General features: G+C 67.4%; 24 protein-coding genes. 19 read left to right on the forward strand and 5 right to left on the reverse strand.

Annotated elements, in window-relative coordinates; translation table 11 throughout:
* The first annotated feature begins 7 nt into the window (after nt 1–7).
* From VNN10_10125 to holA, 14 genes are all read left to right on the forward strand, one after another.
* The gene (locus VNN10_10125; protein HXH22377.1) at nt 8–1,237 is read left to right on the forward strand and encodes a response regulator; all 1,230 of its coding nucleotides are present in this window, start codon (nt 8–10) and stop codon (nt 1,235–1,237) included.
* Nucleotides 1,234–2,544, forward strand: a complete 1,311-nt coding sequence (locus VNN10_10130) for a CpaF family protein (protein ID HXH22378.1) — start codon at nt 1,234–1,236, stop codon at nt 2,542–2,544. The genes VNN10_10125 and VNN10_10130 overlap by 4 nt, the downstream gene beginning before the upstream one ends.
* On the forward strand, nt 2,544–3,494 hold the full coding sequence (locus VNN10_10135) for a type II secretion system F family protein (protein HXH22379.1): 951 nt from the start codon (nt 2,544–2,546) through the stop codon (nt 3,492–3,494). The genes VNN10_10130 and VNN10_10135 overlap by 1 nt, the downstream gene beginning before the upstream one ends.
* A 1-nt stretch (nt 3,495) precedes the next feature.
* Nucleotides 3,496–4,410 carry a type II secretion system F family protein gene (locus VNN10_10140; protein HXH22380.1) on the forward strand — a complete coding sequence of 305 codons (915 nt, stop codon included), beginning with the start codon at nt 3,496–3,498 and terminating at the stop codon, nt 4,408–4,410.
* A complete protein-coding gene (locus tag VNN10_10145) occupies nt 4,407–4,964 on the forward strand; it encodes an A24 family peptidase (GenBank protein ID HXH22381.1) in 558 nt (185 codons plus the stop codon). Before VNN10_10140 ends, VNN10_10145 begins: the two co-directional genes overlap by 4 nt.
* A gap of 7 nt (nt 4,965–4,971) precedes the next feature.
* The gene (locus tag VNN10_10150; protein ID HXH22382.1) at nt 4,972–5,346 is read left to right on the forward strand and encodes a DUF192 domain-containing protein; all 375 of its coding nucleotides are present in this window, start codon (nt 4,972–4,974) and stop codon (nt 5,344–5,346) included.
* Nucleotides 5,347–5,502: 156 nt separating this feature from the next.
* Nucleotides 5,503–7,449, forward strand: a complete 1,947-nt coding sequence (locus VNN10_10155) for an acyltransferase family protein (protein HXH22383.1) — start codon at nt 5,503–5,505, stop codon at nt 7,447–7,449.
* 123 nt (nt 7,450–7,572) lie between these two features.
* Complete coding sequence (locus VNN10_10160) at nt 7,573–7,989, forward strand: hypothetical protein (GenBank protein HXH22384.1); 417 nt, start codon at nt 7,573–7,575, stop codon at nt 7,987–7,989.
* 27 nt (nt 7,990–8,016) lie between these two features.
* Nucleotides 8,017–8,199, forward strand: a complete 183-nt coding sequence (locus VNN10_10165) for a hypothetical protein (GenBank protein HXH22385.1) — start codon at nt 8,017–8,019, stop codon at nt 8,197–8,199.
* A 51-nt stretch (nt 8,200–8,250) separates the two neighbouring features.
* On the forward strand, nt 8,251–9,525 hold the full coding sequence (locus VNN10_10170) for an aminotransferase class III-fold pyridoxal phosphate-dependent enzyme (protein ID HXH22386.1): 1,275 nt from the start codon (nt 8,251–8,253) through the stop codon (nt 9,523–9,525).
* A gap of 114 nt (nt 9,526–9,639) precedes the next feature.
* Entirely contained in the window at nt 9,640–11,958 is a 2,319-nt protein-coding gene (locus tag VNN10_10175) for a CoA transferase (protein HXH22387.1), read from the forward strand.
* The gene (locus tag VNN10_10180) at nt 11,955–12,638 is read left to right on the forward strand and encodes a uracil-DNA glycosylase (GenBank protein ID HXH22388.1); all 684 of its coding nucleotides are present in this window, start codon (nt 11,955–11,957) and stop codon (nt 12,636–12,638) included. The genes VNN10_10175 and VNN10_10180 overlap by 4 nt, the downstream gene beginning before the upstream one ends.
* Nucleotides 12,639–12,674: 36 nt before the next feature.
* Complete coding sequence (locus VNN10_10185) at nt 12,675–12,893, forward strand: hypothetical protein (protein HXH22389.1); 219 nt, start codon at nt 12,675–12,677, stop codon at nt 12,891–12,893.
* A complete protein-coding gene (holA, locus tag VNN10_10190) occupies nt 12,893–13,930 on the forward strand; it encodes a DNA polymerase III subunit delta (GenBank protein ID HXH22390.1) in 1,038 nt (345 codons plus the stop codon). Before VNN10_10185 ends, holA begins: the two co-directional genes overlap by 1 nt.
* A gap of 46 nt (nt 13,931–13,976) precedes the next feature.
* On the opposite strand, the gene VNN10_10195 is transcribed toward holA, so the two are convergent.
* The 5 genes from VNN10_10195 to VNN10_10215 form a co-directional block, all read right to left on the reverse strand.
* Nucleotides 13,977–14,990 carry an ABC transporter ATP-binding protein gene (locus VNN10_10195; GenBank protein ID HXH22391.1) on the reverse strand — a complete coding sequence of 338 codons (1,014 nt, stop codon included), beginning with the start codon at nt 14,988–14,990 and terminating at the stop codon, nt 13,977–13,979.
* 99 nt (nt 14,991–15,089) lie between these two features.
* On the reverse strand, nt 15,090–15,740 hold the full coding sequence (gene lexA, locus VNN10_10200; GenBank protein ID HXH22392.1) for a transcriptional repressor LexA: 651 nt from the start codon (nt 15,738–15,740) through the stop codon (nt 15,090–15,092).
* Between the two features lie 130 nt (nt 15,741–15,870).
* A complete protein-coding gene (locus tag VNN10_10205) occupies nt 15,871–17,217 on the reverse strand; it encodes a folylpolyglutamate synthase/dihydrofolate synthase family protein (GenBank protein ID HXH22393.1) in 1,347 nt (448 codons plus the stop codon).
* Nucleotides 17,218–17,268: 51 nt separating this feature from the next.
* A complete protein-coding gene (locus VNN10_10210) occupies nt 17,269–18,348 on the reverse strand; it encodes a hypothetical protein (GenBank protein ID HXH22394.1) in 1,080 nt (359 codons plus the stop codon).
* A 47-nt stretch (nt 18,349–18,395) separates the two neighbouring features.
* Nucleotides 18,396–19,415 (reverse strand): beta-ketoacyl-ACP synthase III, encoded by a 1,020-nt coding sequence (locus VNN10_10215; GenBank protein ID HXH22395.1) that lies wholly within the window; start codon nt 19,413–19,415, stop codon nt 18,396–18,398.
* A 161-nt stretch (nt 19,416–19,576) separates the two neighbouring features.
* On the opposite strand from VNN10_10215, the gene hrcA reads away from it, so the two are divergent.
* The 5 genes from hrcA to VNN10_10240 form a co-directional block, all read left to right on the forward strand.
* Nucleotides 19,577–20,584, forward strand: coding sequence for a heat-inducible transcriptional repressor HrcA (hrcA, locus tag VNN10_10220; protein ID HXH22396.1), 1,008 nt, complete (start codon nt 19,577–19,579; stop codon nt 20,582–20,584).
* Nucleotides 20,585–20,631: 47 nt separating this feature from the next.
* The gene (locus tag VNN10_10225; protein HXH22397.1) at nt 20,632–21,207 is read left to right on the forward strand and encodes a nucleotide exchange factor GrpE; all 576 of its coding nucleotides are present in this window, start codon (nt 20,632–20,634) and stop codon (nt 21,205–21,207) included.
* A gap of 55 nt (nt 21,208–21,262) precedes the next feature.
* Nucleotides 21,263–21,790, forward strand: a complete 528-nt coding sequence (locus tag VNN10_10230; protein HXH22398.1) for a hypothetical protein — start codon at nt 21,263–21,265, stop codon at nt 21,788–21,790.
* Nucleotides 21,791–21,870: 80 nt separating this feature from the next.
* Nucleotides 21,871–23,751, forward strand: coding sequence for a molecular chaperone DnaK (dnaK, locus tag VNN10_10235; GenBank protein ID HXH22399.1), 1,881 nt, complete (start codon nt 21,871–21,873; stop codon nt 23,749–23,751).
* A gap of 346 nt (nt 23,752–24,097) precedes the next feature.
* Nucleotides 24,098–24,637 (forward strand): DUF58 domain-containing protein (locus tag VNN10_10240; protein HXH22400.1); only part of this gene is annotated, 540 nt, incomplete at its 3' end.

Consider the following 24,637-nt stretch of genomic DNA (forward strand, 5'->3'; position numbering starts at 1 on the left):
GGAGCTCATGCCCGCCACTACCAAAGTCCTGATCCTGGACGATGACCTCGACAGCCGCGTCGAGGCGCGCAAGGCCCTGCAGCGTGCGCGCCTCGAGCTCGCGGGCGAGGTCGGCTTCGGGACCGAGGCGCTGATCGTCGCCACGGAGACGCGGCCAGACGTCATCCTGATCGCAGTCGAAGAGCCTGTCACGCGCCCTCTGGAGACGGCGGAGCGTCTGGCGAATGTGCTCCCCAGGACGCCCGTGATCTTCTACTCCTCCCTCAACGACCCGGACGCGGTGAGGCGGGCGGTGCACTTCGGCGCCCGGGACTACCTGGTCAAACCGCTGCAGGCCTCGGCCGTAGCGCAGGCGATCGCACGGGCACTGGAGTACGAAGAGAAGCGCCAGATGCGCCAGGCGGGGCAGCTTTCGAGCCCCACAGTCCGCGGCACCGTAATCACGGTCGCGGGCGCCAAGGGCGGCATCGGCAAGTCCATCATCGCGGTAAACCTGGCGCTGGCATTGCGGGAGCGCACGCACGGCAAGGTAGCGATTATTGACGGCGATACCCAGTTCGGCGATGTCGCGACGATGTTCGACGTGACGCCGGCCAGGGCGCTGGAGGACCTCATCCGCGACCTGGACCGGCTGGACAGGAACTCGATCCTGGAGTATCTGACGATGTTCGGCGACAAGCTGAGCATCGTGCCAGGCCCGACGGTGCAGAACGCCTGGGACGACGCCGGGCCCGAAGCCGCGCGCAAGGTCGTCGAGTTGCTGGCGCAGACTCACGACTTCGTGGTCGTAGACACGTCCGGGGCCGTCGACAGGTTCGTACGGGCCTTCATCGACTCCTCTACGCTCGTCCTCATGGTCACGACGGGTGAGGTCTCCAGCGTGAGGGATACAAAAGCGGCGCTGGCACGTTTAGAGGGCTGGGAGGTCCCGCCCGACAAGGTGAAGGTAGTACTGAACCGGGGCGCCCGCGCCGAGGGCTTTCGCGTCACCGACCTGGAGCAAAGCCTGGCGAGACCGGTGTTCTGGGAGCTACCGAAGGACAACCGGGTCGGCAGGTCGGTGCAGGTCGGCCGCCCGGTAGTGATCGACAGCCCGAACGCGACCGCGTCGAAGCACATCATGGCCCTGGCGGCGGCGATCGGCGGGAACGCGGTGGAGAACGGAGTGCACGGGCCGGTGTCCGCGGGCCTCATCGGCCTGCTGAAGGGCCGCGAAGCTAAGAAGGTGGCGTCATGAGCCTGTGGCAGTCAGTCGCTCCGGCCCAGAGGGCCCGCGACGAAGACGACGAAATTCTGGAAACGCTGCACCAACGCATAATCCGCGCCGTCCACGAGTCGAACATGCAGGGCGTGGACAAGGCGCAGGCCCGCTCGCTGGTGGAGCAAGCCACACGGCGCCTGCTCTCGGACGAGTTCCCGGGCGTCGTCGGAGACCGCAAGGAAGACATCATCGCCGCGGTCGTCGACGAAGTAACCGGGCTGGGGCCGATCGAGAAGCTTGTCCGTGATTCGTCCGTGTCCGAGGTGATGGTCAACGGCCCGGACGAGGTCTACTTCGAGCGCGATGGCATCATCTACGAATCCGACGTCCGGTTCCGCGACACCAACCACGTGATGCGGGTCATCGAGCGCATCATCACGGCCATCGGGCGGCACATCGATGAGGCTTCGCCCATGGTGGACGCTCGTCTCGAGGACGGCTCGCGCGTCAACGTGATCATCCCTCCCCTGGTACCGCGAAGTCCCGTCCTGACCATCCGGAAGTTCCGCCAGGACCGCTTCTCCATGGAGGAGCTGATCCAGGCCGGGACGCTCTCGGCGGACATGGCGACCTTCCTCGAAGGATGCGTGAGGGCGAAGCTAAACCTCGTGGTCTCCGGTGGCACGGGCACCGGCAAGACAACGCTCCTGAATGCCCTTTCGAGGTACATCCCCGGTCGCGAGCGCATTGTCACCATCGAGGACCCGCTCGAGATGCGGCTCCAGCAAAGGCACGTCATCTCGATGGAGGCGCGGCCGCCTTCGGTCGAGGGTACCGGCGAGGTGACGCAGCGCATGCTCCTGCGCAACGCGCTGCGCATGCGCCCGGACCGGATCATCATCGGCGAGGTGCGCGGGCCGGAAGCCTTCGACATGATGCAGGCCATGAACACGGGCCACGAGGGCTCAATGACCACCGTCCACGCCAACTCGCCGCGCGACGCCCTGGCGCGAATCGAGAACATGGTGCTCATGGCCGGGTTCGAATTGCCGGTGCTGGTAATCCGCGAGCAGATGGCTTCAGCACTACACCTGATCATCCATTTGAGCCGCCTCTTCGACGGCACGCGCCGGATCACCCACGTGACGGAAGTCTCCGGCATGGAAGGCAACATCATCACCCTGCAGGACATCTTCGTCTTCCAGCAGGAGGGCATTACGCCGGACGGCCGGGTAATCGGCGAACTGAAGCCTACCGGACTGCGACCGCACTTCACTGACCGCCTCAAGGCGTTCGGTGTGGACCTTGTCGACAACGTCTTCGGCGTGGAGCGCTGGGCGTAATGGACGGCTTGATGCTCTTCACCGCCCTGGCGGTGGCCCTCGCGGTCTTCGCTGGTGTGAACGCGCTGCAAAGCCTCATGAGCTCGACGCGGACGGCGGTGCAGGCGCGAGTGGTCGGCGCAGCGGACAAACTGGAACATGGCCCATCGTTGCATGTGCCGAGGCTCCAGGTCCTGTCCGAACGATCGCGCCGCATGGCCTTCGACCTCGAGCGCGCCGGCCTTGCTTTCACGGTAACGGAGTATCTGCTCATCCGAGTCGCATGCGGCGTTGCGGTCGCGTTCCTATCCGCGCTTGTGGTCGCGAGGCTGGCGGTGGAAGCTACGCCCGGCCTGCTGGTGGCGGTCATCGCATTTTTCGTCGGCTACCAGCTACCCACGCTCTACTTAGGCCAGAGAAGGGCGGCGCGGCAGCGTCGCATCGAGGACCAACTTCTCGATGCCCTGGTCTCAATGGCGAAGTCGATGCGGGCGGGCGTGGGTCTCACACAGGCGCTTGAGTATGCTGCCAGAGAGACCGATGCGCCGCTCGGCCCGGAATTGATACGCGTGGTGCGCGAGTTGCAGCTAGGGGCTGACCTCGAGCTCATATTCGAGGAGCTAAACAATCGCGTAGGCAGCCCGGACCTCGAAATCGCCTCCACGGCCATCATCATCCAGCGGAGAGTTGGCGGGAACCTCTCGGAGATCCTGACGAACGTAGCCAATACTATCCGCGAGCGGAAGGCGATCCGCTCGGAGCTGCATGCCCTCAGCGCGAAGCAGCGGCTTCAGGGTAACCTTTCGGCGCTAATCCCGGTTGGCGTGGCAATACTCTTTTTCCTGGCTAACCCTGAGCTAGCGGGCAAGCTGGTAAACACCACGACAGGGTTGATCGCCCTCGCCGTCGGCATCTTCTTCGAGATCCTGGGCCTGTGGTTGGTGCGGAAGTTCGCGCAGATCGAGGTATAGCGTGATACCGCTCATTTCGCTCACAACCTTCCTGGCTGTCGCCATGCTGGTCCTCTACCTGGGGCAGCAGCGCAGTCCGGACGTGGTCCGCCGGCGCATCCTCGAAGCCAACATGTCCGGGGACCCGCGCCGGAGGAGCGTCGAAGGCGGGCCGGGGCGCCGGCTCATCCGGCCGGCGGTGCAGCGCATCGGCTCGATCCTGAGCCAGCTCTTGCCGCAGAACTTCATCCACAACCTGGAACGGCTCCTGGTCCGTGCTGGTGGCAGGATGACCCTCGCGACCTTCCTGACCATCTGGCTCGTCGTGTCCGGTACTGCCGTACTGCTGGCGTTCACCCTGGTGCAGCGCTACCCGGACCTAGGCTGGATCCGCTACTTCCTCGCCGGGGCAATCGTGTTCTACGGCGTGCCCACGCCCTACATCCTGCTCCGGCGAAGGGCGGCTTCGCGCGCCAAGAAGATCGAGCGGGCGCTGCCCGATGCCCTGGACCTGATGCTGACCTGCGTCGAGGCAGGCCTCGGTGTCGATGCGGCCTTTGCCCTCGTGGCGCAGCGCACCAAGGGCCCGTTGGCGGAGGCGCTGACGGACTACCTCAGGCAGGTCGGGCTCGGGCGCTTGCGCCGTGAGGCCCTGGAAGACATCGCCGAGAGAACGGGCTCGGAGGGTCTCATGCGGCTTGCGGCGACGGTCGCGCAGTCGACGGCGGTCGGCACGAGCATGGGCGACGTGCTCCGCTTGCAGGCCGCGGAGTTACGCGAGATGCGCATGCTAAAGGCCAAAGAGGCGGCAGCCCGTGCGCCAATTCTCATGACGATCCCGCTGGCCCTGTGCTTCCTACCGGCGATGGTGGCGGTAATCGTCGTGCCCTCGATCCTCAACATCATCGACTTCGTCGGAGGGACACTGGGACAGTGACTACTGAAGCAATCGTCGAAAGGCGGCCTTCGCCGGAGCGCCTGGTCTACCTGGGCGTGGCGCTCCTGCTCGGAGTAAGCCTGGGCATCACGCCGGCTCTGGAGCGCGAGGCAGCCGCGGCCATGGTGTCGCAGGTTGTCCTGGCCGTGATGCTGCTGCTCAGCTGGCTGGACCTCACGACTCTGCGAGTGCCGAACGCCATCGTCTATCCAGCGCTGGCCTTCGCCCTGGCAGGCACTGCTCTCGTAGATGTGAGCCTGCTGGACGAGGCTGCCATGGGGGCGGGCGCGAACCTGGGGATCATGTTCCTCGTTGCCCTTTTTGGACGCGGCTCCATGGGTATGGGAGACGTGAAATTCGCGGCCCTGGCGGGCAGCATCCTCGGCTGGAAGGGCGGCATTGGCGCTCTGCTCCTGGGCTTTTCGTCGGGCGCAGCCCTGGCGCTTGTCCTGCTCGTCCTCAGGGTGAGGAGTCTGAAGGACTCGCTGCCGCTGACGCCCTTCCTCGCCGGTGGCTCGATTGCCTCGAGCTTCCTCTTCGGCTTCGTCCTCTAGACAGGCTTTGCCGGAATACGAGATCTCGGTCGAGCGGACGGGCGCGAAGGTCGCGACACGCGCTCAGCTTGCCGACGGCCCCCTGACGCGCATGAAAGGCTTGCTCGGCCGGCGGTCCCTCGACCGTGGGGAAGCGCTGATCCTGCGGCCCTGCTGGTCAGTCCATACATGGTTTATGCGCTTTGCCCTTGACGTGGTCTTCGTGGACAAGACTGGCCGCGTCCTGAAGATCGCGCGTCGCATCGGCCCATGGCGCTTCACGGCAGCTCGCGGCGCCGCCGACGCCATCGAATTCCAGGGAGGCTCGCTCGATAGTGAGGACCTCGCCGAAGGAGACCGGTTGTTGATCGCGCCGGCGACCACCACTCCTGACCGAGCCTGACCGTACCTCGCGCCTCCGCGACCTCGCGAAACTCACAACCCCCTACCTGATCGGGTGAAGTCCATGGACCCGGGCAAGACCGCCGAAACGGGCGGGGCGTCCGTCTGACCTGTACGCGACCATTCGGTTGCTACCTCGACGTACAGGAGACGCCACATGCGGGGTGACACGGACACGAGGGCACGGGGCGCAAGTGGGGGCTACCTGCCCGGGCTGGATGGGCTCCGAGGCATCGCGGTCATCGCGGTGCTCGTTTTCCACGCAAACGCGTCGTGGCTACCGGCCGGATTTCTTGGTGTCGAGGCCTTCTTCGCAATAAGCGGCTACATCATCACCCGCGGCCTTCTCGCCGAGCATGCTCGCACGGGACGCATTGACCTTCGCGGTTTCTGGATCCGCCGCGCCCGGCGGCTACTTCCGGCCGTTGCCCTCCTGCTTGTCGCTCTGCTGTCGGCGGCTGCCGTCGCCGACCCCGCGGCTTTGCCGCGCCTGCGCGCGGACGCGCTCGCGGCGGCCGGATATGTCACGAACTGGAGGCTGGTCCTCGCAGGCGAGTCCTACTTCGACTCGTGGTCACGCCCCTCGCTGCTCAAGCACCTCTGGTCGCTCGCCGTGGAAGAGCAGTTCTACATCGCCTGGCCGCTGGCGCTCGCGGTGCTCCTCCGCCGGGGCCGCGGCTTCGCCTTGGCGGCCGTGGTCCTCGGGGCGCTCGGGTCCACGGGGCTTATGGCACTGATGTACGAGCCCGGGTCCGACGTCTCGCGCCTTTACTACGGGACTGACACGCGGGCAGCCGGCTTCCTCGCCGGCGCCGGGGCGGCAATCGCGCTGCCGGCGCTCGCGGGCGCAGGGCGTCGCGCGGCGCTGGCGGCGACCATCTCGGGCGCGGCAGCGCTGGCGCTCATCGGCGTTTGGTCCGCTGTGCTCAACGACAGCAGCCCCTTTCTGTACCGCGGAGGCTTCCTGGGGGTGAGCGGGGCGACGGCACTGGTCATCGCAGCAGTCTCCCGCAGCGACTGGCCGCTGTCGCGGGTCCTGGGAGTGGCCCCCCTGCGCTGGGTTGGAGCGCGCTCCTACGGCATCTACCTCTGGCACTGCCCTCTTTACCTCCTCGCGTGGCCGGAAGGACCATCGCTCGTGCAGGCAGCCGGCCTTGCGGCGCTTGCGGTCGCGATCGCCGCTGCCTCTTACGCCTTCCTCGAGGAGCCTGTCCGAAAAGGGGCGCTGGACGGAATTTGGGCCTCCTGGCGCTCGAAGCCAGGAGTTGCCGTGCATCGGCGGTTCGCAAAAGGCCTCGTCCTGGCAGGTTTCGCGCCGCTACTCGTCGGCGCCACGGCATCGCTTTCCACGCCTTCGGCGACAGGCGTGCCCGAGGAGTTGCGAGCCGGCGGCGTACGGATCATGTCGCCGGCCACCGACGACCTGTTCGGCCCTGCAGTCCGCGAACCGGCGGCGCCGACTCCCGTGCCGGTCCTGCCCGACCGCAACGACTGCGCATCGATTCGGTCGACGGAGTACAGGTCGGAGACCGAGCGCGCCTGGTATCTGTCGAACTGCATTGCCGCGCCCGCCGTCGTGACGGCATCGCCGGCTGCCGTCCTCTCGGCGCCCGGCGCGCGGACTGCCGGCTCGCGGCCCGCCGGCATAATCACCGCCATCGGCGACTCCGTCATGCTTGGCGCTGCCCGGGAGCTGGCAGCGGCCGTCCCGGGAATCGATGTCGACGCGGCGGTGTCGCGACAGGCCTCGGCCGCCATAGCGTTGCTCCGCGAGCGGCGCGATGCCGGTCAGCTCGGAAGTACGGTCCTGCTGCACATCGGGCACAACGGCGTCTTCACAGACTCCCACTTCGAGGAGGCGATGCGAATCGCTGGCCCGGACAGGCTCGTGGTGTTCGTGAACCTGAAGCTGCCACGGTCCTGGGAGGCCTCGAACAACCGGGTCATCGCCGCAGGCGTCTCAAGGCACGCCAACGCCGTGCTGGTCGACTGGCACAGCGCGACTTCGGTCCGGCCGGGCCTCTTCTGGGACGACGGTGTCCATTTGCGCCCCGAAGGCGCGGTCTACTACGCGGCGCTGATTGCCTCCGCGCTCGGAAGGTAGCCACCCACCCGGTCGGGTAGTTGCGGCGGCCAGGTTGAAGACCACCCGAAGGTACGGGGCGAGGCCCGGTTACTGGATCGATTATCAGGACACGGCGGCAAGGGTCCGTCAGGGAGGTTGGACATGACGGCAGCAGTGACATCGATGAGCACGCGGAGTCTGGGCACGAGTCGAGGTCGGGTCCGGGCAGCGTCCCGGGGCGACCGTCGCGTCGCCCGCGGTGACGCGCTTGCGGAGGCCATGGACGGCCTCATCGCGGAGGTGTACGGGCAGGCTTTGCGGCACACCGCCAGCATTACGGACGCGGAGCGCGTCACCAGGGAGGCCCTGATGAAGGCGGAGGCGGCGCTGCGACGCGGCGCGTCGATAGCAGAGGTGCGGCAGGCCGCACTCACGGCAACGGCACGCCGGCTCCGGGCTTGGCGCCTGGCGCAAACCCGGGGGAGCGCGCTGGCGTCGGCGCGCGGAGCGCTGCGGCGAGCGTTCCTGCTCGGACTCACGACGGTGGCATCGGCGCAGGTCGGCTTCTTTCTCATCTGATCGGCCGAAAGGCCGGGGAGGACAGCAATGCAAGCTACAAGGGGTATCTCAGGAGAAGGCCTGCGCAGCCCGGCCGGGGCTCGCCGGCAGGTCGGCGGCCGGCCGGACGAATTCGAGGCCCTGGTGCCGGCGTGGTGGCTGCGGGTAAAGCCGGTGATTTCCGCGCTCTCCGCGGCGGGCCTGCTGGCGCTGCTTTTGGTTGGCCTGTAGTGAGCGCGGCAGAGAGGGGACGATGAGACGTAGCCAGAGGAGGGCACTGACGTGGAGGCAGCATCGCTGCTGGCCCGCGCGGCGAGGGTGATCCCTGGTGGCGCCTCGGCTGCAGGACGGCGGGTGTTCAGGGAGGTCATCGTCAAGACCCGCGGCGCCTACCTGTGGAATAGCGAGGGCAAGCGCTACATCGACTATCTCCTGGACTACGGGCCGATAGTGGTCGGCCACAGCGACGCGCGCGTCAACGCGGCGGCCCTGCGGGCAGCCGAGGAATGCGACCTGAACTGGGTTGGGCCCCACCCCCTGGAGGTCGAGCTCGCGGAGAAGATCGTCGCGTTGAGCCCTTCGGCGGAGAAGGTGGTCTTCGTGACCTCGGGGTCGGATGCGCTCCTTCACGCCGTACACGTGGCCCGGGCGGCAACGGGCAGGCGCCGGCTTTTGAAGTTCCACGGCAGCTTCGTGGGCTGGCACGACCCACTGGCACGGGGCGCGAACTTCGATGTGCGGCCCGGGGAAGTGCCCTCCCCCTCAGACCCGAACGCTGGCGGCATCGACCCGCGCGCGATCGAGGACGTCATCGTCCTCGATTGGAACGACGCCGGCGCGGTCCGCGAGGCCTTCGAGGCCTACGGCGGCGAGATAGCCGCCGTAGTCTGTGAGCCTTACGTCCTGAGCTACGGCTGCGTGCCGCCCGCGGCAGGGTTCCTGGAGCTCTTGCGCGAGCTCACGGTGCGCAACGGCGCCTTGCTTGTCTTCGACGAGGTCAAGACGGGCTTTCGTTTCCACCTTGGAGGCTACCAGGTGGTGGCCGGCGTAACGCCTGACCTGACGGCCTTTGGCAAGGCGTTGGGCAACGGCTACACCATCGCCGCTCTCGCGGGCAGACGCGACCTCATGGACCTCCTTGGCGTCGCGGTTGCGCTCGACGGGACGCACTATGCGAACCCCTATGCGTTGGCCGCTGCCCTGGAGACCATCTGCATCCTCGAGGACGGTGGCATCGAGCGTCTTGCCGTGCTCGGAGAACGCCTCCGGGAAGGCCTGGCGCGCGTCTTCCACGACGCCGGCGCTGAGGCCGTCGTCACAGGCTTCGGCTCCGGCTTCATGGTCAACTGGCGCCGCGAGCCGCCGGTGACCTTTCGCGAGGCTGCCCAAGCCGATTTCGAGCGCGCCGAGGCCTTTCGGCTGGGGATGCTGGAGCGCGGTGTGCTGCTTCCGCCCCTCGTCATCACGGACAGCCGTCTGTGCCTGGCCACCAGCGAGGCCGACATCGACGAGACGGTCGAGGCGGCGGCCGCGGTCTTGAGAGACCTGCGGCTGTAGGGCGGGCGCGTCGCTGCCAACGAGCCAGCGATGTGAGCCTGATCGATTCCGTGGGCGATGCTATCCTGCGGCCGTCAGCTCCGAGGAGGTGGAGCCCCTGACGGATAGCGCTTCATGAGTCCCATCCTCGACGGAGTGCGTGTCCTGGAAGCCGGCGGCCGCGCGGCTGCCGTCTGCGGTCTTCTCTTCGCGCAGTTAGGTGCGGACGTGGTCGTGGTACCTACGCCGCCGGCCCGAAGAGAGCCGGGGGACCCCGCCGAGGCCGGCGCCCTCAGCGCCAACAAGCGCGTCCTCGGCGTCGACACGTCGGCGGAGGAACGCGCCGGCGCGCTGGCCAGGCTCCTCGAGTCGGCTGACCTCGCGGTGTTTGATATGCCGCCGTCCATGCTCGAGAGCCTGGGATTGGCGCCGGCCTGGCTAGCCAGCCAGTATCCGCGGCTGGTCGTCGCGGCCATAACGCCCTTCGGGCTTGAGGGCCCGAAGCGCGACTATCGCGGGGGAGACCTGATCTCCTTCCATGCCAGCGGGATTGCCCGCCTGCTTGTCGGTCACGTGGAGGACCCGGAGGCGGAGCCACCGGTCCGCGCCGCGGGCGAGCAGGCGGCCTTCATCGCCGGCCTGACGGCGGCCTGCGCCGCCATGCACGCCCTGTACCACCGCCGCCGCGGCGGGGCGCCCGAGCTAATCGACGTCTCCTGGCAGGAGGCCCTCGCACTCATGGCGCCGCGTGAGCTGGCGATGCCGGCCTTTGGCGGCCAGCCGGCGCCTCGAGAGGGCCGAGTCCGAGGCGGCAGCGCCGTGATTCCGGTGCTCCCTACGAGGGATGGTTATGTCGCCGTCTCGCCGCGCGAGCCGCACCAATGGCGGAACTGGCTGAAAGTTCTCGGCGAACCGGAATGGGGCGCTGAACCCCGCTTCGCCACCCGGGCGTTGCGTACCTCGAACTACGAGGACCTGTTCGAGCACATGGCCTCCTGGACCAGGGAGCGCACGTCGAACGAGATCTTCGAGGCCTGTCAGGCCGCCCACGTGCCCTGCTTTCCCTTCGGCACGCCCGCCTTGATGCTGGACGAACCGCAGCTCCAACACCGGCGCTTCTTCACTCCGCTCCTGGGCGGCGATGGCCCCGCTGTGGTTGTGCCCAGGCCGCCGTTCGGCCTGCCGCCGGACGACTATGCGGCGGAAGCCCGCGCCGCGGGCGCCGGCAGTGACTGGCTGCCACGTGAAGAGCCGCCGGGTATCAGCCCAGGGCCGCGGCAGGCACCGCCGCTCCCCTTGTCGGGCATCCGGGTCGTGGACTTCTCCTGGGTGATCGCTGGCCCCACCTGCACCCGCTACCTTGCTCTCATGGGCGCCGAGGTGATCAAGGTAGAGTCGCCGCAACGCCCGGACACGGGCCGAGCTTCCGAACTGCACGACGTGCTCGGCCAGTCAAAGCTCGGGCTCTCTCTTGACCTCAAGGCGCCGGGCGCCCTGGACGCGGTCCGCCGCCTGCTACGGGACACCGACGTCGTGGTCGAGAACTTCGCTACCGGCGTCATGGACAGGCTGGGGCTCGGCTACGACAGCCTCAGGGCCCTGAATCCCGACATCATCCTCCTGTCCGCATCCGGGCTGGGCCGCACCGGCCCGGGAGCCGAGTGGGTCGCCTACGGCAACCTGCTCAGCGCTTATTCCGGCTTCGCGACGCTGAACGGCTTTCCCGGGCGGGAGCCGCGCACGGGCCTCGCCTGGGCGGACCCGCTCTGCGGGCTCCTCATGGCTTTCGGCGTGGTCGCGGCGCTCCACAACCGCGACCGGGGAGGAGGCGGGCGGCATATCGACTTCTCGATGCTGGAGGGCCTCCTGTGGACGATGCCGGGGCCCCTGATCCGCGCCCAGTTGGGCGTACCGGAGGCCGCGCCGGCCGGAAACGACCATGCCTTCCTGTCGCCTCACGGTGTCTACCGCTGCAGGGGCGAAGACAGCTGGCTAGCTGTGGCGGTCGAAGATGAGCGGCAGTGGCAGGCTCTCTGCGGCCTTGTGCCCTCCCTTGCCGGAATGTGGCGCCTCTCGGAGGCCGAACGACGCATGGCGCGGGCCGAAATCGATGCGCGCATCGCGGCCTGGGCGCGAGACCAGGAAGCCATTGCCGTAATGGAGACGCTGCAGGCCGCGGGAGTGCCCGCGTCCGCCTCCCTGACTACGAACGACCTCTTCGGCGACTCCCACCTCTGGGACCGCGGCTTCTACAAGCCGGTGCCTTCGCGCGATGGAGCGCCGCACTTCCTGCCGGGACTGCCCTGGCGTTGGGGCAACGGCGCGCTCATCGAGCCGCGGCAGGCGCCTGGCCTCGGCGAGCACAACTTCTACGTCCTCAGGAACCTTGGCGGTCTCTCCGAGGAGGATTATCAGGCGCTTGTCGCGGCCGGTGCCTTTGGGAAGGCGGGTTGAACCAGCCGCCAGAAGGGGACTCGCTGGAGCGCGTTACCGCGGAGGTCATCGAGTGCCGTCGCTGCCCCAGGCTGGTCGCCTGGCGAGAGCAGGTGGCGCGGGAGAAGCGTGCCGCCTTCCGCGACTGGGAGTACTGGGGCCGGCCGCTTCCGGGCTTCGGCGACCCAGCGGCGCGCCTCCTCGTCGTCGGGCTTGCTCCGGCGGCGCACGGCGGCAACCGCACCGGGCGCATCTTCACCGGAGACCGCTCAGGCGACTGGCTCTTCGCCGCCATGTACCGGGCAGGGTTCGCAAACCAGGCCGTCAGCGTGAGTCGCGACGATGGCCTGCGGTTGATCGACGCCTACGTCGCGGCCGTAGTGCGGTGCGCGCCGCCCGCGAACAGGCCCCTGCCGGAAGAGCGCGATAACTGCCTTCCCTATCTGGAACGCGAGGTGCGGCTCCTGACCCGCCTTCGAGTCGTCGTTTGTCTCGGCTCCTTCGCCTACGACGGCGCGGCGCGCGCCCTGGGCATGACCTCCCGGCCGCGGTTTGGCCATGGCGTCGAGGCGACGCTGAGCGATGGGCGGGTCGTGATCTGTTCCTACCACCCGAGCCAGCAGAACACGTTCACGGGACGCCTCACAGAGGAGATGCTGGACCGCGTCTTCCTGCGCGCCAGGGCCCTCCTCGACCACTGAGCGCAAGGGCACCTCATCTCGTAAGATCGCGTCGAGATGGCCGAGGAGAGCGAGAAGCAGCGCGAGCCGTTGGTGCTGTGGTGGATGCCGCTGGTGGCCCTGCTTGCCCCGCTCATCTGGGCAGCGTGGACGGCGGCCAGCGCGGACGGAGACGCTTTCGGCGAAGCGCTCGAAGCTCTGCTCTGGCCGGGCGCGGCTCTCTACCTGGGTGCCCTTGCGGTGCTCTGGGCCGGCTGGAAGATCGAGCTCGAGTAGTGGCGGCGGCGCAACGGCTGCACATCTTTCACGGCCCTGATGGCTTCTCGGCCCGCGAAGCCGTGCGCGAGCTCCGCTCTCGGCTCGGGGTCGCCGACGCGAACGTGGTCCGGCTGGAGGGGACTGCACCCGTCAGCGAGATCGCGTCGGCGGCGCACACGGCCACCTTCTTCGCCGAGCCGCGTTTGGTGATCATCGACTCGCTCTCGAAGCGGCTCGAAGGCCGCCGTCGGGGCGGCCGCCCGCGCCGTGGCGGGAGCTCGGGGGCGGCCTCGGAGCTAGACCAGCTTGTCGAACTGCTGTCCAACCTACCGGAAACGACGACCGTGGTCTTGCTGGAGGAGGCCCCTTCGGCCGGCTTTATCGACACTTTCAAGGGCATTGCCTCGGTCAGGCACTTCCCCATCAAGCGCGGGCAGGAGATGCGCCGCTGGGCGGAGGCGCGGGTTGAGGCGCAGGGCGGGAAGATATCGGCCGCCGCTCTCGACCGCCTGTGTGAGCTCGTCGACGGCGCTCACCTCGGGGAGCTGGCTCAGGAGGTCGACAAGCTCCTGGCCTACGTTGGCGGCCGGCGTATAGAGGTAGAGGACGTGGAGGAGGTGGGGAGCGGGGCTGTCAGCCACCAGACCTGGGACCTGACCGACGCCGTCGTCGCCGGCCAGGCGGACAGTGCCCTGCGCGTCCTGCGGCGGATGGACGAGAAGCAGCACCCGCCGCAGTTGCTCCTGAGCATGCTCGTGCGCCAGTACCGCCAGATACTGCTTGCCCAGGAACTGCTCAGGGAGGGATTGAGCGCACCCCAGATTGGCGAGCGCCTGGGCATAGCGCACGCTTTCCCGCTGGGCAAAGTCATCGACCAGGCAAGCCGCTATCCGGCGGAGAACCTGGAGCGAGCCTTTCGGCGCCTCCTGGAGGCCGACGTGGCCGTGAAGACAGGGGTCATGGACATCGAAACGGCCCTCGATCTCTTGATCGTAGACCTGGCGCAGATCGCGGGCGCGGGCCGTCGCGGCTTCGGCAGCAGGCGGCCAGGATAGCGTAGGCCGTCCAGTTCCGACTGGCCGCCAGTCACTCGGCCGGCGTTCAGTCCTCGAGGTCGTCGGCGATTTCGCCCTGGTCTTCTTCGGCGTGGTACATGGGGTTGTAGCAGGCGACCCAGTGTCCCTCTTCGATGAGTTCGAGGGGCGGCGTGATTAGCTGGCGGCACTCGTTTCGCACTTTCGGGCAGCGAGGGACGAAGGCGCACTGGTCAGGCAATTTCGTCATGTCTGGCGGGCGGCCGCGTACATGCCGCAGGCGGCCCACGGTCTCGTCGATGCGCGGCAGGGCCGCGAGGAGCGACCAGGTGTAAGGGTGCCGCGGGCGGCGGAAGATCGACTCCACTGTGCCCTCTTCGGCGATGCGGCCGGCGTACATTACGGCAACGTTGTCCGCCATTTGGGCTATCACGCCGAGGTCGTGGGTTATGAGGATGATGGACACGCCGCTACGCTGGAGCCGCCGCAACTCCTCGAGGATCTGGGCTTGGACTGTCATGTCCAGGGCGGAAGTCGGCTCGTCGGCGATCAGGACCGACGGCTTCAGGGCTGTGGCGATGGCGATCATCACGCGCTGGGCCATGCCCCCGGAGAGCTGAAAAGGATAGCGGTCGGCGATGCGCGCCGGGTCGGGCAGGCCCATGCTGGCCAGGAGTTCCAGCGCCATGCGCCGGGCTTCGCCGTGGCTGATGCCCGTGTGGGTCGTGATGATCTCTTCCACCTGCTGTCCGACGGAGAGCACCGGGTTAAGGCCGGCGACGGGGTCCTGGAAGATCATCGAGATCTTGCGGCCGCGGAGGCTTCGCAGTTCGCTGGCGGACATCTCGAATATGTTCCGCCCCTCGAACAGCACCCGGCCGCCGTTGATGTGGCCGGGGTGGGGGACGAGGTTGAGTATCGAAAGGGCGAGGGTCGACTTGCCGCAGCCGCTCTCGCCGACGACGCCGAGAACGGACCCCCGCTCGAGCTTCAGGCTGACGCCGTCGACGGCCTTTAGCACCGTCTTACGGTCATGGTAGTAGGTGCGCAGGTCTTCGATCTCGAGGATAACGTCGGCCATAGGGTTCTCGAGGGGAAAGACGTGGATAGGCGCCGCGCAGCGCTGGCGCACACATGGTAGCAGCTTTCGCGGGCCCGCCGGCGCGGGCGGGTCCGGGAGCTAGCGGCCGAGGCGGTAAAGGACCCTGCCCTGGACCTCCACGTCCTCGGGCTTCACGTAGATCGGCGCCATCGTGACGTTCGCCGGTTGCAGGCGCACGCGGTCGCCCTCGAAGTAGATCTTCTTCAGTGTGGTTTCCTGCCGGTCCTTGAGCCAGACGGCGACCATGTCGCCGTCGTCAGCGGACTGCGTGGCCTCCATGAGGACGAGGTCACCGTCGTTGACCAGGGCGTCGATCATGGACGTCCCCTTCACGCGCAGGGCGAATACGTTCTCCCGCCCGCGCGTCATCTCGTCCGTGACCTCGATGCTGTCTTCGAAGTCCTGCTGTGCCCAGGTGTCCGGCGCTGGCACTGGTATCGGCTGGCCGGCGGCGATCTGCCCGATCACCGGCACGAGACGCGAACGCGGCCGGCGGGAGCCTCGGTCCAGCAGCTCGATAGCCCGCGATACCTCTCGGTCGCGGCGGATGTATCCCAGGCGCTCGAGCGCCTTGAGGTTGTAGTCGACCACGGACGTGGAGCTGATGTCGCAGCCTTCCTGGATGTCCCGGATGCTGGGCGGGTAGTCCTTCTCCATGAGGAAGTTGCGGATGAAGCGCAGGATTGCCTGCTGCTTCGCTGATAGCGACTTGCGGGTGTCGATCGCCATGCCGGACCGTCCTTGCTTGCAAACGTACGTTCTGACGCACAAGTGTACGAATCGTCATAACAACTGTCAACAGAGACTTCAGCGTCGCTGCCAGAAGCGCCCTCGTGAGCGGCGGGCGCTGCGTGGCGCTCTAGAGGGGTGGGTCCCGCTCGAGGCCGAGGATGTGGGCGCGCGCCTCGCCCGCTAGAGCCACGGACCCGAGGACGACGATGGCGTCCGAAGGCGTCGAGAGCCGCGTCGCGGCGTCGACGGCGGCCGGGACTGCACTCTCCCAGAACGTCTCGATCCCCATGCCCTGAAAGACGCGCGCTACCGCCTCCGGGTCGAGCGCCCGCGGATGGTCCGCCCGCGTTGCGATGACCCTGCGGGCAATGGGCTCGATCGCCATAGCCAGGCCCTCCAGGTCCTTGTCCCCCATCACGCCCACGACGAGCGTTGCACCGTCGATGTGCAGATACTCCGCGGCGGCGTCCCGCAGGCGGCGCGCCGAATCCGCCGTGTGCGCCGCGTCGACGACGATCAAGGGTCGCCGCTTTACGATCTCGATGCGCCCTGGCCATTTCACGGCCTCGAGGCCCTTCTTCACGCTCTCCTCGCTCAGGGAAATACCGGCGGCAGATGCCAGCTTCTCCACTGCGACCACGGACGTCGCCGCGTTATCCAGCTGATGCCTCCCGATCAGCGGCAGCTTCGCCTGATAGCCGCCGCCGGGGGTCCGCAGCCGGAATGACTGGGCGTCGGAGCTGGCGCTATCCCGCCGCATGTGGCAGGCGAGCGCGACCTCGGTGAGGTCAGAGTCCTGGTCCCGGGCCACTTCCCGGATGACGTCTGCCGCCGATTCCCGCTGCGGCGCCATCACGGTAGGGCGGCCGCGGACGATGATGCCGGCTTTCTGCCGCGCGATCTCGGGTATGGTGTCGCCCAGGACCTCGCGGTGCTCCAGTCCAATGTTCGTGATCACGGCCACATGGGCCGGGTGCGCCGCTGCCTGAAAGACGTTCGTGGAGTCAAGCAGGCCGCCCAGGCCGACTTCGATGACCTGGGCCTTGACGCCGCGCTCTCGAAAAATGAGGAAGCCCAGGGCCGTGAGGATGTCGAAGGTGACAAGAGCGCGTCCTGGCATCCTCGCGCGCACCCGCTCCGCTGCCGCCTTCACCCTCGCGACGCCGGCGGCGAATTCCGCGGAGCTCACCGGCTCGCCCGCGACCTGTATGCGCTCCGTGAACCTGTTGAGGTGCGGGCTCGTGTAGAGACCGGTCTCCAGGCCGGCGGCCTGAAGGATCGACGCGGCCATAGCGGCCACGCTGCCTTTACCCTTGCTCCCCGCGATGTGCAGCGTTGGGCGCCCCAGGTGCGGGTCGCCAAGCTCCGCGAGGAGCGCCAGCACGGGCGCGACATCGGGCCGGTCCGCGAAGCGCCCCGAGCGCTCGAAGTCGGCCAGGGAATAGAGGTAACGGAGGGCGTCCAGGTAGTCCACGTGGCGGATGGTAGCGGATTGGGCGCGGGAAGCGGGAGGAGTATGCCGGGCCTATGCTCTCCGGAGGATGACGGAGACGTTGTTGGCTTCAGAGATGGCGTTGACCATGACCGTGTTGTAGCGCCAGGCGCGGGCGGAGGTGGTTACGATGTCCAGCGGGGCGAAGGGCTCATCGGCCTTGTCGCAGCCTGCGGTGGGCGGCACGATGCCCGTCTCGAGCGACCTGAGGGCTGTCACGAGCGACAGGAGTCCGGAAGCGGCCGGGGCGAAACCAGTGGCGCCCTGCACCGAAGTCACAGTGAGGCGGTCCGCGTTCGGCCCCCAGAGGTCTCTGATGGCTCGACCTTCGGCTTCGTCGGCCAGCCTGTCGCCCCACGCCCCTGCGAACACGGTCTCCACCTCCCCCTGGAACACCTCGGCGCTGATGAGCGCGGCTCGCATGGCGCGCGCGGCGTCTACGTAGTTGGGCGAGGGGTCCATTACGGTGGCCCGGCTGAAGGCCATGCCGCCGCCGAGCACTTCGGCGTAGACGCGCGCCTCCCGCGCCTCTACGATCTCCGCGTCCTCGAGCACGACCGCGCAGGCTGCCTCGACGAGGGAATAGCCGCTGCGACCGGCGGCGAAGGGCCGGCCCGGCGCGACGGCGGCCTCAGGCACGGCAACGGTGTCGATGGCGCCCACGACGACGACGGGCGTCGCCGCGCGCTTCAACATCTCGAAGCCCTCGAGCAGGGCCGTGAGGCCGGAGCCAGGGCCCTCGAGGGACAGGAGAGGCCCCGCCACTCCGAGGACGCGGGCTACCGATGACGCTGGGGCGCCGGGCACAGGCTTCTCGCGCTCTCCTTCCATGGTGCCGAAGGCGACCCCGATCAAGGGCGCCGTCTGCGCGGTAAAGGGCAAACCGGCGTCCTCCACCGCCTGGATCGCGACGTCGACCGCGAGGAGCGAAGCCCGGCCGAGGCCGGCCCGCGCCGCGGGGTCCAGATTCGAGGGCGGCGCGTAGTCTTCCAGGCGCGCCGCCGGCACTTCTTTGCCCTCGCGGACGGCCGCCCAGAGGGCGTCGAGGCCACGTCCGAAGGGCGTGACCGTACCGGCCCCGGTGATGAGGACACGCCGATCGGAGGCTGTCATGCGCTAAGCGTACCAGCGCGGGCGGTACGACGGCAGCGGTCAGAGCCTCAGGCGCTGGTGGCCATGGATGCCGGTTCGGCCTGCGCCGCCGGCCGGCCCAGGCCCGTCCATTCGATAACTGTCGCGCCCCAGGCCAGGCCGCCGCCGAAGGCGACCAGGACGAGGTTGTCGCCGGGTTTGAGCCTCCCCTGCTCCCAGGCCTCGCAGAGGGCAAGGGGGATCGACGCCGAAGAAGTGTTCCCGTAGCGGTTGAGGTTGACGATTACCCTGTCGGAAGCCACGCCCAGGCTCTTGGCGACGGAGGAGATGATGCGCGCGTTGGCCTGGTGTGGGACCACGTAATCGATGTCGTCCAGGGAGAGGCCGGCGTCGCTTATCGCCTGGCGCGCCGCTTCCTCCATTGCCCGCACAGCCACTCTGAAGACTTCGCGGCCGTCCATGACGATGCAGAACCCTTCGGCGTCGATGGCAGAAGGTGGTGTAGCGGGTCCGCGGGCGTAGAGGATGCGCTCCAGGGAACCGTCACTGCGCAGGACGACGGAGCCGGGCCCTCCGCGTTCGCTTGCCTCGAGCATGATCGCGCCGGCGCCGTCGCCGAAGAGTACACACGTGCCGCGGTCCTCCCAGTTGACGATGCGCGAGAGCGTCTCGGCGCCGACGACGAGGATGCGCCTGTACATCCCCGAGTTGATCAGGCCGGCTGCCGTCGCATAGGCGGACAGAAAGCCGACGCAAGCCGCGTTCACGTCGAAGGCGCCGGCCCGGCGGGCGCCGATCATGTCCTGGATCAGCGAGGCCGTCGAGGGGAACTGCAACGCAGGCGTGACCGTGCCGCAGATGACGAGATCGACGTCCGAAGGGTCGAGTTCCGCAGTCTGGAGCGCTCCCCGCGCGGCCTCTGCACCGAGCGTCGCGGTAGTCTCCCCCTCGGAGGCGATGCGCCGTTCCTTGATCCCGGTGCGTTCGGTGATCCACTCGTCGGAGGTTTCCACCATCTTCTCGAGGTCGGCGTTGGTCAGGATGCGAGCGGGGAGGGCCTTGCCGATCCCGGAGATGCGTGCGCCCATGAGTCCTCCGATGCAACAGCGTTGCGCGGGCCTGCGTCAGTCTAAGAGCGGCCTCGCCGGGGGGTCAACAACCTTGACAGGGAACCCCCCCCTTTGCTAGATTCAGCTTGTTAGCACTCACGGCCTGAGAGTGCTAACGACTGAAGGACCAGCACGAAACGATGCTTACCGAGCGCCGCTCGACGTTGCTCAACTTGATCGTCCAGGACTACGTGGAGACCGCGGTCCCGATCGGCTCCGAGTACATCGTGCGCAAGCACCAGTTGCCGTACTCCTCGGCGACAATCCGGAACGAGATGGCCCGCCTGGAGGAGGCAGGCTTCATTACCCAGCCCCACACCTCCGCCGGCAGAGTACCCTCCGACCGCGGCTACCGCTACTATGTCGAGGCGCTGATGTCGGAGGAGCAGCTCGGCTCGCAGGAGCGCGAGACTATCCGCCACCAGTTCCACCAGGCTGAACGTGACCTGGAGCAGTGGTTTCAGCTTGCTGCCGCTGTCCTTGCGCATCACCTGCGCAACTTCGCCGTGGTCACGGCTCCGCGTAGCCGCGAGACCAGGCTCAAGCATGTCCAGCTCGTCTCCCTGCAGGACTTCAGCGCCCTGCTCGTGGTCGTCTTGCAGGAGGCTCGCATCCGCCAGCAGGTCATCGGGCATCGCGAGCCGATGGACCAGGCTCAGCTCACGGTGGTCGCCGGTCGCATAAACGAACGCTACGGCGGCCTGGACGTCGCCGACATCCGCGCGAAGCCGCCACCAGCTTCCGAGTTTGAGGAGCAGGTCCTCGAGGCAGTCATCGACCTCATGGAGCAGGAGTCGCTCGCCCTCGGCGAGGTCTATCGCGACGGCGTCCGTGAGGTACTCTCGCAGCCGGAGTTCGCCCGGTCGGACCGGATGCTGGACCTGGTGGACGCCCTCGAGGAACGCACCCTGGTGAGCGCGATCCCGATACGCCAACTGCAGGACGAGGGCATCAGCGTGCTCATCGGGTCGGAAAATTCGCTAGAGACGATGCGCGATTGCAGCATCGTGTTCGCTCGTTACGGGAGTGAGAGCGGGGCATCGGGCGTCGTAGCCGTTATCGGCCCGACCCGTATGCGCTACGCGCGTACAATCCCCACCGTCCGCTACCTTGCGGCCGTCCTGGGCGAGCTGGTCACGCAGATCTAGGCCGTCGTCCGGCCTCAACGCTGCTAAATATGGGTGATGAGGACACTATGTCTGAAAGGCAAGAAGACGAAGCGCGAATAGTTGACCGCAGGGCGTCGACCCTCCCAGACCGCAGCCAGGAGCAGAATGACCCCTCGGGGCAGGGCAGCAGCGCGGAGGCCCTTGCCAGGCAGCTGGCGGAGGAGACCGAGAAGGCCCAGGCCTACCTCGCGAACTGGCAGCGCGCCGCGGCCGACTATCAGAACTACAAACGCCGCGTGGAGCAGGAGCGCGAGGAGATGGGCCGCCTTGCTACGGCCGCGCTCATCATCAATATCCTGCCCATCCTCGACGATTTGGAGCGCGCCCTCCAGAGCATCGATTCGCACCTCGCCGGGTTGACCTGGGTGGACGGCATTCGCCTTATCTACCGCAAGTTCCAGGCGGTGCTCGAGATGAACGGGGTCAGGGAGATCCAGGCCGAGGGCGCCGACTTCGACCCCAATTACCACGAGGCCGTGGCTTTCGCCGAGGGCGAGGACGGCAAAGTGCTGAGCGTGGTGCAGAAGGGCTACACCCTGAACAACCGGGTCCTGCGCCCGGCGATGGTTGTCGTTGGCAAGCCGAAGGACGCAGCCGGGTAGGCTGCATTTTGCGCCACTGCCGCGGGCATGGGGCGCGGCACGAGGGGACAGGGACATGCCGTTGTTCGGCGGTAAGACTCGGCCGAAGCTGGACGGATTGACGAAGGAGGAAGAGAAGCAGCGGGACGCGCTGAACCCGGAAGTGCTGCGACGCGCCGGCGAGAAGGGCGTTGCCGGACAGATGCCGGCCGCGGCAGCCGTGCTGCGCGAGAAGATGGAGGCGGAGAAGGACAACTATCTCTGGCCCCTCTTGCTCGGATGGCAGATGCGGGCGATGACTCGCTTCGACCAGTCCGTCGAGGCCTTCAAGGAGGCTTCGCGCAGGGCCCCCTCCGAAATCAGGGCGTACTTTGGCGCCGGCAATGCCTACTGGGACGCGGCGCAGGCGCGTATCAACGCCCCTTCAGACGCGCCCATCACCGGCGCGATGACGGAGATGACGATCGAGAACCTCCTGCACGAGTCGAAGCGCAATTTCGCCCGGGCGCTCGAACTTGCGCAGGACAAGGAGGAGCGAGAGCGCCTGCGTAATGCGATCAGCAATGTAGACGCGGTGCTCGCCAAACGCGCCGGCAGGCTCTAGGACCAGCCTGGACTCCGCCAGCGCCCGCCGGAACAGGGCGAAGGCTATCGACGACAACTGAGTGATTTGGAGATAACGCAATGGCTAAGGTAATTGGAATCGACCTCGGGACCACTAACTCCTGCGTCGCCGTCATGGAGGCGGGCGAGCCGGTGGTCATCCCGAACGCGGAAGGCGGGCGCATTACGCCCTCGGTCGTTGCCATATCGCGCGGCGGCGAGCGTCTGGTGGGCCAGGTCGCCAAACGACAGGCGATCACTAACCCCGAGAACACCGTCTACTCGATCAAGCGTCTGATGGGCCGCAAGTTCAATGACCCCGAGGTCCAGCGCGACCTGAAGCTGCTCTCCTACAAGGTCGAGGCAGCTCCCAACGGCGACGTCCTGGTGCGGCTCGGCGACCGCACGTATTCGCCGCCCGAGATCTCGGCGATGATCCTGCAGAAGCTGAAGAGGGACGCGGAGGCGTACCTCGGTGAGCCGGTCAACGAGGCCGTCATCACCGTGCCGGCTTACTTCAATGACAGCCAGCGTCAGGCGACCAAGGACGCCGGCAAGATCGCCGGCCTCGAGGTGCTGCGCATCATCAACGAGCCGACGGCCGCGTCCCTGGCCTATGGCCTCGACAAGAAGGGCGAGGAGACCATCGCCGTCTACGACCTGGGCGGGGGCACCTTCGACATCTCGATCCTCGAGATCGGCGAGGGCACCTTCCACGTGAAGTCGACGAACGGCGACACGCACCTTGGCGGCGATGACTTCGACCAGAGGGTGATCGACTGGCTTGTCGATGAGTTCAAGCGCGACCAGGGCATCGACCTCAAGCAGGACCGCATGGCGTTGCAGCGGCTGAAGGAGGCGGCTGAGAAGGCCAAGATTGAGCTCTCGACCGTGATGCAGACGGACATCAACCTCCCCTTCATCACCGCCGACGCCTCGGGGCCAAAACACCTGAACATCACCATGACCCGCTCGAAGCTGGAGCAGCTGGTCGGCGACCTGGTGGAGAGGACGCTCGAGCCCTGCCGGATGGCGCTCCAGGACGCGGGTATCACGGCAGCCCAAATCGACGAAGTCGTCATGGTCGGCGGCCAGACCCGCATGCCGCTGGTCATCGAGAAGGTGCGTCAGTTCTTCGGGAAGGAGCCGCACCGCGGCGTGAACCCGGACGAAGTTGTCGCCATCGGCGCGGCAATCCAGGCTGGCGTGCTCAAGGGTGAGGTGCGGGACGTCCTGCTCCTCGACGTTACGCCGCTAACGCTGGGCATCGAGACCCTCGGTGGCGTGGCCACGCCGCTGATCCCGCGCAACACGACGATCCCGACCTCGAAGAGCCAGATCTTCTCCACCGCGGCGGACAACCAGCCCTCAGTCGAGATCCATGTCATCCAGGGAGAGCGGGCGATGGCAGCGGACAACAAGTCCCTTGGCCGCTTCATCCTGGACGGAATTCTGCCGGCCCCGCGCGGCGTGCCCCAGATCGAGGTGACGTTCGACATCGACGCGAACGGCATCCTCAACGTCAGCGCCCGCGACAAGGCAACGGGCCGCGAGCAGAAGATCACAATCACCGCCGGCTCGGGCCTCACGAAGGAAGAGGTCGAGAGGATGCAGCGTGAGGCGGAGATGCACGCTGCCGAGGACAAGCGCCGCCGGGAGGAGATCGAGTTGCGCAACGCAGCCGATAGCCTTGCCTACACGGCGGAGAAGACGCTGCGCGATAACGCAGACAAGGTGCCAGCCGACCTCAAGACTGAGGTCGAAGGCAAGGTCCAGGCAGTGCGGACGGCCCTGCAGGGCACTGACATGGATGCCGTCCGTCGGGCCGTGGACGAATTGAATGCGTCCATGCAAAAGATCGGCGCGGCCGTGTACGGCCAGGCGGGAGGCGCTCCCGGCGGCGCTCCACCCGAGGAGGAGATCCCGGAGGGCACCGTGGAGGGCGAGTTCCGCGAGGTCTAGGCGGGCCGCCGTCCGCCAGTTGTGAATCGAGAGGGCCGGCTTACCGCCGGCCCTCTGTGTTTGCTGGCGGCTTTGTGCTCGAGCGGAAGAGCGAACCGTGCCTGCCCTCCCGACAGCGTCAGGTCGACAACGCCGTGGAAGTCGTCACCATCGATGAAACCAGGGCTTCGAGTCCAGCCGGCGGCTATGCCGGACGCCATCCTGCGGGTCCGGTCGTGTTCGGGCTGGCGCGCGGCATGCGTCAAAGCAGCCGCGACGCGGACAATCGCCTCGGACCTCAGGCGGCTCGAACTTCACGGCGTCCACACTGATATGCTGATCTCACTCGCGTACAACGGGGCAAGGCATGACTGCGGCCACCACGGAGCTGGCGCCGGGACTCACGCCGGAAGAGATGCTGGCGCGCGTGCGGCGGCTGCAGATCAAGGCGCGACGCCTGGTGCGCATGCTGTTCTTCGGCGAGTATCACTCGGTCTTCCGCGGCAAAGGCATCGAGTTCAGCGAGGTGCGCGAATACCTCCCGGGCGACGAAGTCCGCACGATCGACTGGAATGTCACGGCCCGAATGGGCTCGCCCTATGTGAAGAAGTTCGTCGAGGAGCGCGAGCTCACCGTCTATCTGCTCGTCGACCTCAGCGCCTCGGCCGCCTTCAGCACGACTAACATCACCAAGCGCGACCTTGCGGCCGAGGTGTCAACGCTACTGGCCTTCGCCGCCGAGGCCAACAATGACAAGGTCGGCCTCATTGCCTTCACGGACCGCGTGGAGCTGTACCTGCGCCCGCGCAAAGGACAGCACCACGTCCTGCGCATGGCGCGAGACCTGATCTACCACCGGACCAGGGGCACCGGCACCAGCATCGAGGCGGCGACAGATTTCCTGATG

The sequence above is a fragment of the Dehalococcoidia bacterium genome, from assembly GCA_035574915.1.
Lineage (GTDB): Bacteria > Chloroflexota > Dehalococcoidia > DSTF01 > WHTK01 > DATLYJ01.

Excerpts from the sequence above, each read along its gene's own strand:
- dnaK (HXH22399.1), top strand. The coding sequence starts at position 21,871 with ATGGCTAAGGTAATTGGAATCGACCTCGGGACCACTAACTCCTGCGTC.
- VNN10_10230 (HXH22398.1), top strand. The coding sequence starts at position 21,263 with ATGCCGTTGTTCGGCGGTAAGACTCGGCCGAAGCTGGACGGATTGACG.
- VNN10_10135 (HXH22379.1), top strand. The coding sequence starts at position 2,544 with ATGGACGGCTTGATGCTCTTCACCGCCCTGGCGGTGGCCCTCGCGGTC.
- VNN10_10155 (HXH22383.1), top strand. The coding sequence starts at position 5,503 with ATGCGGGGTGACACGGACACGAGGGCACGGGGCGCAAGTGGGGGCTAC.
- VNN10_10225 (HXH22397.1), top strand. The coding sequence starts at position 20,632 with ATGTCTGAAAGGCAAGAAGACGAAGCGCGAATAGTTGACCGCAGGGCG.
- VNN10_10195 (HXH22391.1), bottom strand. The coding sequence starts at position 14,990 with ATGGCCGACGTTATCCTCGAGATCGAAGACCTGCGCACCTACTACCAT.
- VNN10_10175 (HXH22387.1), top strand. The coding sequence starts at position 9,640 with ATGAGTCCCATCCTCGACGGAGTGCGTGTCCTGGAAGCCGGCGGCCGC.
- VNN10_10130 (HXH22378.1), top strand. The coding sequence starts at position 1,234 with ATGAGCCTGTGGCAGTCAGTCGCTCCGGCCCAGAGGGCCCGCGACGAA.
- VNN10_10165 (HXH22385.1), top strand. The coding sequence starts at position 8,017 with ATGCAAGCTACAAGGGGTATCTCAGGAGAAGGCCTGCGCAGCCCGGCC.
- VNN10_10160 (HXH22384.1), top strand. The coding sequence starts at position 7,573 with ATGACGGCAGCAGTGACATCGATGAGCACGCGGAGTCTGGGCACGAGT.
- lexA (HXH22392.1), bottom strand. The coding sequence starts at position 15,740 with ATGGCGATCGACACCCGCAAGTCGCTATCAGCGAAGCAGCAGGCAATC.
- hrcA (HXH22396.1), top strand. The coding sequence starts at position 19,577 with ATGCTTACCGAGCGCCGCTCGACGTTGCTCAACTTGATCGTCCAGGAC.
- VNN10_10185 (HXH22389.1), top strand. The coding sequence starts at position 12,675 with ATGGCCGAGGAGAGCGAGAAGCAGCGCGAGCCGTTGGTGCTGTGGTGG.
- VNN10_10125 (HXH22377.1), top strand. The coding sequence starts at position 8 with ATGCCCGCCACTACCAAAGTCCTGATCCTGGACGATGACCTCGACAGC.
- VNN10_10210 (HXH22394.1), bottom strand. The coding sequence starts at position 18,348 with ATGACAGCCTCCGATCGGCGTGTCCTCATCACCGGGGCCGGTACGGTC.
- VNN10_10215 (HXH22395.1), bottom strand. The coding sequence starts at position 19,415 with ATGGGCGCACGCATCTCCGGGATCGGCAAGGCCCTCCCCGCTCGCATC.